Below are 8341 nucleotides of genomic sequence, written 5' to 3'. Positions count from 1 at the left end.
TAAAAGGTGATTTAACCCGATGGCGAGCAACGCATTGGCAGCCTCCTCTCCGCCACCTTCGCGGCAAACGAACGGCGCACGCCAAGCGCTGCTTCCCGAGATCGCCCGTACCGCGGCCTTCCGCCTCGCACTTGGCTTCGTCGCCGCCTTCGCCGCCTCCATCCTGCTGCTGTTTTTGTTCATCTATTGGCAAACGGCGGTGGTCGAGACCCGCCGGATCGACCGCGTCCTGCTGCACGACGCCGCCGCCGCTGCCGCAACGTCACCGGCAGAGCTCGAACTCATGCTCGGGCCACGACTGTCGCAAGATCTGCATCACCTGACCTTCGCCGCCCTGTTCGATGCCGACGGCCATCCGCTCGCGGGCAACCTCGCCAACATACCGCCCGACCTGCCGCGCGACGGCCGGCCCCATCGCACGCGGCTGCGCGTCGATAACGGCAATGGCGGGCAGGATGAGGCGGTGCGCGCCGTCATCCGCACGCTTCCCTCCGGCGAAACCTTCGTGATCGCGCGGAGCGTCGGCGATCTTCAGCAACTGCGCCGCACCGTGCAGCGCGCGCTCGGGCTCAGCGTCATCCCGGCGACGCTGCTTGCGCTCGCCGCCGGGATTTTCCTCAGCCTGCGCGCGCTCCGCCGGGTCAAGGACGTGCATGAAACCATGGCCCGCATCCTCTCCGGCGATCTGCATGAGCGCTTGCCGATCCGCGGCACCGGCGATGATTTCGATCGCCTGAGCGCCGGCGTCAACCGCATGCTGGACGAGATCGGGCGGCTGCTCGATCAGCTCAAGGGGATCGGCAACGATATCGCGCATGATTTGCGCACCCCGCTCACCCGGGTGCGGGCGCGGCTGGAGCGGGCGCGCGATGCCGGCCTCGAGGCGGGCGGCGCGGCGGCGGACGCCAGCCGCCGCGAGGCGCTGCAGGACGCGATCGACCGCGCCATTGTCGGGCTCGATCAGACGCTCGGCATCATCACTGCCCTCCTCCGGATCGGCGAGATCGAGGCGCGGCGGCGGCGCAGCGGCTTCGCCGCGGTCGACCTCGCCGGCATCGCCCACGAAATCGAGGAGCTTTACCGGCCGATCGCCGAGGAACAGGAAATCCGCTTCGAGGTCGCGATCGAGGCGGTAGCGCCGGTTTTCGCCGATCGCGATCTCCTGCTCGAGGCGATCGCCAATCTCGTCGGCAACGCCATCAAGTTCACCCCGGCCGGCGGCACCGTGCGGCTTGCGTTGCTCGCAGGGCCTGAGGGGCCGCGGGTCCGGGTCAGCGATACCGGGCCCGGCATCGCGCTCGCCGAGCGCGGCGAGGTATTCAAGCGCTTTTACCGCGCCGACAAAAGCCGCCATATCGAGGGCAGCGGCCTCGGGCTCAGCCTGGTCGCCGCGATCGTCGATCTGCATGGCTTTACGCTCACCATCGGCGATGCCTGTCCCGGCTGCGTCTTCGAACTCCTCTGCCAGCCGTCGACGCCGCCCTGAGCGCCGCTCAGCCGGGGCTCAAAGCGGCCAGCAATGCCTTGCCGTAGCGTTGTAATTTGGCGGCGCCGACGCCTCGAACCTGCGCCAGCGCGGCGAGCGTCGCGGGTTTCAGCGTGGCGATCTCGTGCAGCGTCACGTCATGGAAAATAAGATAAGGCGGCAGATTTTGGGCATCGGCGGTTTGCTTGCGCCAGGCGCGTAGCCGTTCTAACAGCGCCCCATCGCCATTGCTGCGCGCCGGCGCTGGTGCAAGACCAGCGGGGGCCGCTTGCGTCGGCGCATGGATACGCACCATGCGCTCGCCGCGCAGATAAGGCCGCGCGACGCCGGCATCGAGCGCGAGCGTCGCATAGCCTTCGCCCATCACCAGGGCGCCGGCGGCGATCATCGCCCGCCCGACGCTGTGCCAGAATTCCGCCGATCGCTCGCGGCCGATCGCAAACAGCGCCAGCCGGTCATGGCCATGCCGGCGCACCGCCTCACTCGCCTCACCACGCAGCACCGCGACCACATGGCGCAGACCAAAGCGCTGACCGGTGCGATAGACCGCCGAGAGCAGTTGCTGCGCCGGAACCGTTGCGTCCAGCGCCGGGCGCGGCGCACGGCAATTATCGCAATGGCCGCACGGGCCTTCGAGATGCTCGTCGAAACAGGCGAGAAGCGCTTGCGTCCGGCAGGAGCCGGTCTCGGCGAGGCCGATCATCGTCTCGAGCCGCGCCTTGAGCGCCGGGAGCTGGCTCTGCGGCGCCTGCGAGCGGGCGAGAAAATGGCGCGCCCGGGCGATGTCCTCGATTCCGTAAAGCAGCAGCGCCTCGGCCGGCTCGCCATCGCGGCCGGCGCGGCCGATCTGCTGGTAATAGGCCTCGGGGCTGTCGGGCATGTCGAGATGGGCGACGAAACGCACATCCGGCCGGTCGATCCCCATGCCGAAGGCGATTGTCGCCACCATCACCACCGCTTCGCCGGCGCGAAAACGCCGCAACGCCGCCTCTTTTTCAGCGCGTGCGAGGCCGGCATGAAAGACCACCGCCGGGACGCCATCGGCGCCGAGCCGCGCCGCGACCTGCTCGGTGCGGGCGCGCGAGCCGCAATAGACGATCCCGCTCGCGTCCTGATGGCGGGCAAGCAGGGCGGCGAGCTGCGCGCGCGGGCGCTGCTTCGGGCGGGCCGCAAGAAAGAGATTGGGGCGGTGGAAGCTGGCGACGAAGGTCGCCGCGTCGGGCATCGCGAGGCTGGCGAGGATATCGGCGCGGGTGCGCCGGTCGGCGGTTGCGGTCAGCGCGATCCTGGGGACGCCGGGAAAGCGCGCGGCAAGGCAGGCAAGCGCCCGGTATTCCGGGCGGAAATCATGCCCCCATTGCGAGACGCAATGCGCTTCGTCGATGGCAAACAGCGCGATCCGGCGCGCTTCGAGCCGCTCGATCAGGCCGCCGAGCAGCCGCTCGGGCGACACATAGAGGAGATCGAGGCCGTCTCGCGCGAGCGCCGCCGTGGTCTCGCGCGCAGCCATCGGGTCGCATTCGGAATGCAGCGTCGCGGCGCTGACGCCGAGCTGGCGCAGCGCCGCGACCTGGTCATCCATCAGCGCGATCAGCGGCGAGATGACGATCGCGGTGCCACGGCGGCAAAGCGCCGGCACCTGATAGCAGAGACTCTTGCCGCCCCCGGTCGGCATCAGGACCAGGGCATCGCCGCCGGCGATGACATGGCGCACGGCCTCTTCCTGAAGACCGCGAAACTGCGGAAATCCGAAAATGCTGCGAAGAATCGTGGTCGGCGAATCGGGGGACATCGCGGCAATTTCGCCAGGACGCGGCGCGAAGGGCAAGCCGGGAGATGGAATTGCCGGTGATTGGGCTACAGTGCGAGATAGCGGCTGCGGATCTCATGATTTGCATTAAGGCCGGCGACGGTGTCACGGTAGACGATCTGGCCTTTGTCAATGATCAGCGCATCGCTCGCGATCGAGAGGCAGAAATGCAAATTCTGCTCGGCGAGCAGGATCGTCGCCCCTTGCGCGCGGAGATCGCGCAGCAAGCGCGCGATGCTCGCGACCACCAAGGGCGCTAATCCCTCGCTCGGTTCATCGAGGAGCAGGATTTTCGGGTTGCCGATCAGGGCGCGGGCGATCGCGAGCATTTGCTGCTCGCCTCCCGAAAGCCGTCCCGCCGGACGGCGGCGAAGTGGCACGAGGAGGGGAAAACTCTCCCAAATCCGCGCGAGCGTCCACGCCGTCTCACCCTCGGGGCCCGGCTTCTGCGCGATCAGGAGATTGTCCTCGACCGTGTGGGCCGCGAAAACCTGCCGGTCTTCGGGCACGTAGGCGAGGCCAAGACGCGCCAGACGATAGGGCGGAACGCCGGTAACATCCGCGCCCGCAAGCCGTATCACGCCCCGGCGCGCCGGCAAGAGCCCTGCAAGCGCCTTCATCGTCGTCGATTTGCCGGCGCCATTGCGGCCAAGGAGCGCCAGCGTCTGCCCCGCAGCGAGGGTGAAGCTCACGCCAAACAGAATCTGGCTTGCGCCATAACGAACATCGAGGTCGCTGACTTCGAGCAGACCCGTCATGGCGTCTGCGCCTCGGTGCCGAGATAGGCCGCGATCACGGCGGGATTGGCGCGAATGGCGGCCGGTGTTCCCACTGCCAAAAGCCGCCCATAGCACAGCACGGCGACACGCTCGGCGATGCGAAAAACGATCTCCATATCGTGCTCGATGAAGACCAGCGTCAGCTTCTGCTCGGCCCAGAGATGCTGCACGCGATCGATCATGCGCGCGCGTTCTTCCGGCCCCATCCCCGCCGTCGGTTCATCGAGGAGAAGGATCTTCGGGTCGAGCGCTAGCGCCAGCGCGATATCGAGCAGTTTTTGATCGCCATGCGAGAGCGTCGCCGCCACGCGATCGGCGCTTTCGACGAGACCGAGCATCGCGGCGATTTCACCGGCGCGCGCCCGCGCGCCGGGTGGGGGAAAGCGCCGCGCGAGATTCCCCCATTGGCCGCGATGGGCAGCGACCGCGGCCATGAGATTTTCGCGCACCGTCATGGTTGGGAAAAATTGCGCGACCTGAAACGCGCGCCCGAGGCCACGCCGCACGATCCAAGCTTGGCCGCGCCCGGTGATGTCCTCGCCATCGACCAGAACCTCGCCGCCGTCGGGCGTGATCGCGCCGGAGATGAGGTTGAAGAAAGTGCTCTTGCCGGCGCCATTCGGCCCGATCACCGCCGAAAGCGACCCGGCAGGAAATTCCAGCGTCACATCATCGATGGCGGCGACGCCGCCAAAGCGCTTGGTTAGGTTGCGCACGGCAAGCGTCATGGCGATGCCGCATCGCCACGCGCGCGCAGGAAATCGAGCAGCCCGCGACGCAGCCCGAGCGCAAAGAGCAAAATCACTCCGCCTTGCACGAGGCCGTGATATTCCGTGAGGCGAGTGAAAATATCGTTGAGGGTGAGCAAAATCGCGCTTCCCGCCAGCGGGCCAAGAAAACTCTCGATGCCGCCGAGCATAACGGCGAAGATTGCCTGGCCGGAGATCGGCCAATCGGCAAGTTCGGGATAGGCGCCGGAGACGAAAAGGCTCGCGAGCAACCCGCCGAGGGCGGCGAACACGGCTGCAAGCACGAAGACCGCGAGTTTCGGCTGCCATAGCGGTATGCCGAGAAAAGCGGCGCGCGCCTCATTGTCGCGGATCATGCGCAGTGTTGCGCCGAACGGGCTTGCCGTGACATGGCGCATAGCAAAAAGCCCGGCTATCAGAAGGACCGTGCAAACCTGATAGAGATGGATTTGATGATTGAGATCGAGACCGGCGATGACGCGGCGCGGGATGCCGCCGCGTAAACCTTGATCACCGCCGGTCAGACTCTCCCAGGAGATGATCACGCTGTAAAACAGCATCTGGATCGCCAAGGTCACAAAGGCGAAATAGATGGTTTTGAGACGGATGCAGAGCGCGCCGACGAGAAGGGCTGCGAGCGCGGTGAGCAACAGGGTAAGCAAAGCGGCCGGTAACAGCGACAGCGTCGTCCGCTGCATGAGAAGGGCGAAGGCATAGGCGCCGAAGCCATAAAACATCCCATGGCCGAAGGAGATCATGCCGCTCGCCCCGATAAGGAGATTGAGCGAGGTCGCAAAAAGCGCGAGCGCACTGAGGCGGATGATGAAATCCTCGAAAGCGGGGCTTGAGAAGACGAACGGTACGAAAAGCAAAAGAAGAAGCACGCCAAGCGCCAGCCCGGCTTCGCGCCAAAATCCTATCATCTCAAATCATCTCGCGGCCAAACAAGCCGCTCGGCCGCAGCAAAAGAACGAGAATCATCGCGCCATAGATCAGCCCATCGGTAAAGAGCGGAAAGCCGATCGTCCCAAAGCCGCGCAACAGCCCGATCCCAATCGCGGCAAGCAGGGCACCGGCGATCGAGCCCATACCGCCGATCACGGTGATGATGAAGCTCTCGATCAAAATCGAAAATCCCATCCCCGGTGAGAGCGAACGCACCGGCGCCGCCAGCGCCCCAGCCAGCCCCGCGAGCCCGCCGCCGAGGCCGAACACCAGAGCGAAAAGCGCCGTCGTGTTGATGCCGAGTGCCGAAACCATCTGCGGGTTGTCGGCTGCCGCGGTGATGATCTTGCCGATCCGGGTGAGCCCGAGACCAAGACCGAGCAAAGCCGCAAGGCACAAAGAGATCGCGATCAGTCCGGCATAAAACGGCGGCACGACGCCGCCGGCGATGAAGATCGGCGCTCTTTGGAAGGCGTCGGGCATACCCATGGCATGAAAATCCGCGCCCCAAATCATTTTTACCAGATCGTCGAAAATCAACACCACAGCATAACAGATCAGCAACTGCATGAGCACGTTGCCGCCATAGACGCGGGCGATCAGAAGGCGCTCAAAGGCAATGCCAAACACCGCCATCGCCGCCCCCGCCGCGAGCACCGCGAGCCCATAACTGTCGCTCGCCCGCAAGACGGAATAGGCGATATAGGCGCCGAGCATGTAAAATGTGCCATGCGCGAAATTGACGATTTTCAGAACCCCGAAAATCAGCGTGAGGCCCGCGGCGACGAGAAACAGCAGCAAGCCAACGATCAGGCCACTGGTAGTTTGCGTGACCACACACGCCGAACTCGCAAGACAGGCCGCAAGCGCTTCAAGGTCCATGGCACGAGAGCCGACGCGAGCGCTTCAAATATAGCCCTGCTGCTTTTTCCATGCGGTTTCCAATTCGATGATCTGCCCCCAATCTGCGGGTTTGACGTCGGTGATGAAGGGCGGCTTCGCGATGGTATGGCCCCAGCCGATCGCGTAATCGATGATGGTATGATCGTCGCGCATGGTCACTCGGCCATCGATACCAAAGGGGCAATCGATGGTGAGCCCGGAAAGCACCGGAACCAACGCCTTGCCATCCGCGGTTCCGGCTTTTTTCACTGCGGCCTCGAGGAACATCATGGCGGCGGCATTCTGCCACGACCAGTTCGTCGGATATTCGCCAAACCGCGTGCGATACGCCTCGCCCCAGGCCTTGTTTGCGGGCAATGGTGGAAATTCCTCGAAATAGCGCGTGCCGGACTGGATACCATCAGGGAGATTCTTGATCGCGTTGAGGACCGGATAATCGACATTCGGCGTACAGACGCTCATCGCACCAAACAGCGCATAGACATTGCCCTGATTGATGAACGCCGAGAGATCACCGGCATAAAGCAGGGTGAACAAGGCTTGTGGTTTGGCCTGAATCAATTTCGTGATGACTTCGGTGAGGTCGGGCTGGCCGAGTTTCGGCCAGGATTGGGTGATGATTTCGATATCCGGCTTGAAATGGCGGAAAAAATCGAGGAATTGCGCGGTCGTATCGTGGCCATAGGCATAATCCGGTGAGCAGGTTGCCCATTTGGTGAATTTATGCGCGCTCGCGAACTGCGCGAGATAGGCGCCGCCGGCAATGCTGTCATGAACCCCCTGACGCGCACAGCGGAAGGCGGTCGGGGCACGGAGCTTGGGATCGGCGGTCAGCGATGACGTCTCGCTTCCGGTATGAAAACACAAAATCCCAAGATCGCGCACCACCTCTTGCACAGCGAAGGCGCCCGAGGATGGGGTTGCGTCGATCAGAAGGTCACAGCTGCCGCTGTTGATCATCTCGCGCGCGATACGCGCCGTTTCCTGTGGCTGCGCCTTGCCATCCTGGAACACCAATTCGATCTTGCGTCCAGCAAGCCCGCCGCCAGCATTGATGCGATCGGCCTCGAGGATCAAGGCGTTGCGTGACGAGGTGCCGAGCAGCGCGATCGGGCCAGAAAGCACCGTCGGCACGCCGATACGCAGCATATTTCCAGCGCCGCGCGCGACAAAGGGCATCGCAAACGTACTTGCGACCGCCGTTGCCAAAACCTTCCGACGGCTCACACCAGGTCTTGTCATGTGTCGTCTCTCCCTTGCTTTGTTCGATTTATTGTTAGGTTACACAAAACTAAGCTAAGCCAGACGAAATGTAAATTCGCTATCTGTCGTTTTAGAGTCCATTCCGCATCTGCTCAGCAACGACCGAGCCTGCGCCGCAGGATGATGGCCGAGGCGGTATAGAGAACCGTCCGCGCTGTGCCGGCGTGATTGCGCGATGGTTTCTTATGAAACGGACCTCGTCAATATGAGCGAGGCATATTGAGGCCGTGTTGGGCGACGAAGTTGAGGACCATTTCTTCGGAAACCGGGGCAAAGCGGAATAGCCGCGCATCTCGCCATAATCGCTCAACATGGTATTCGGTCGCATAACCCATGCCGCCCAATGTCTGAATGGCCCGGTCAGTGGCTTGCATTGCTGCCTGCCCGCTCATGCCTCCCCTCATTC

At 64.0% G+C, this 8341-nt stretch carries 8 protein-coding genes; 1 reads left to right on the top strand and 7 read right to left on the bottom strand.

Translation table 11 applies throughout. The features are described 5' to 3' along the window. Window positions 1–19: 19 nt before the first annotated feature. Entirely contained in the window at window positions 20–1486 is a 1467-nt protein-coding gene (locus ACP5M5_RS13925) for an ATP-binding protein (protein ID WP_427938330.1), read from the top strand. 7 nt (window positions 1487–1493) lie between these two features. Here ACP5M5_RS13925 and recQ read toward each other — a convergent pair whose 3' ends face one another. From recQ to ACP5M5_RS13890, 7 genes are all read right to left on the bottom strand, one after another. Continuing rightward, complete coding sequence (recQ, locus tag ACP5M5_RS13920) at window positions 1494–3278, bottom strand: DNA helicase RecQ (RefSeq protein WP_427938328.1); 1785 nt, start codon at window positions 3276–3278, stop codon at window positions 1494–1496. Window positions 3279–3343: 65 nt separating this feature from the next. Beyond that, the gene (locus ACP5M5_RS13915) at window positions 3344–4054 is read right to left on the bottom strand and encodes an ABC transporter ATP-binding protein (protein ID WP_427938326.1); all 711 of its coding nucleotides are present in this window, start codon (window positions 4052–4054) and stop codon (window positions 3344–3346) included. Next, window positions 4051–4803: an ABC transporter ATP-binding protein gene (locus ACP5M5_RS13910; RefSeq protein ID WP_427938324.1), complete on the bottom strand. Its 753-nt coding sequence runs from the start codon at window positions 4801–4803 to the stop codon at window positions 4051–4053. Before ACP5M5_RS13910 ends, ACP5M5_RS13915 begins: the two co-directional genes overlap by 4 nt. Next, complete coding sequence (locus tag ACP5M5_RS13905) at window positions 4800–5747, bottom strand: branched-chain amino acid ABC transporter permease (protein WP_427938323.1); 948 nt, start codon at window positions 5745–5747, stop codon at window positions 4800–4802. The genes ACP5M5_RS13910 and ACP5M5_RS13905 overlap by 4 nt, the downstream gene beginning before the upstream one ends. Window position 5748: 1 nt before the next feature. After that, window positions 5749–6651 carry a branched-chain amino acid ABC transporter permease gene (locus ACP5M5_RS13900; protein ID WP_427938321.1) on the bottom strand — a complete coding sequence of 301 codons (903 nt, stop codon included), beginning with the start codon at window positions 6649–6651 and terminating at the stop codon, window positions 5749–5751. Between the two features lie 24 nt (window positions 6652–6675). Beyond that, on the bottom strand, window positions 6676–7821 hold the full coding sequence (locus ACP5M5_RS13895; protein ID WP_427938319.1) for an ABC transporter substrate-binding protein: 1146 nt from the start codon (window positions 7819–7821) through the stop codon (window positions 6676–6678). 314 nt (window positions 7822–8135) lie between these two features. Continuing rightward, the coding region (locus tag ACP5M5_RS13890) for an acyl-CoA dehydrogenase family protein (RefSeq protein ID WP_427938317.1) at window positions 8136–8341 on the bottom strand (206 nt) is incomplete at its 5' end.

The organism is Acidibrevibacterium sp., from assembly GCF_049965395.1.
Taxonomy (GTDB): Bacteria; Pseudomonadota; Alphaproteobacteria; order Acetobacterales; family Acetobacteraceae; genus Acidibrevibacterium; species Acidibrevibacterium fodinaquatile.
Note: the sequence above shows the minus strand (reverse complement) of the source record. Positions and strands in the feature narration are given on the sequence as shown.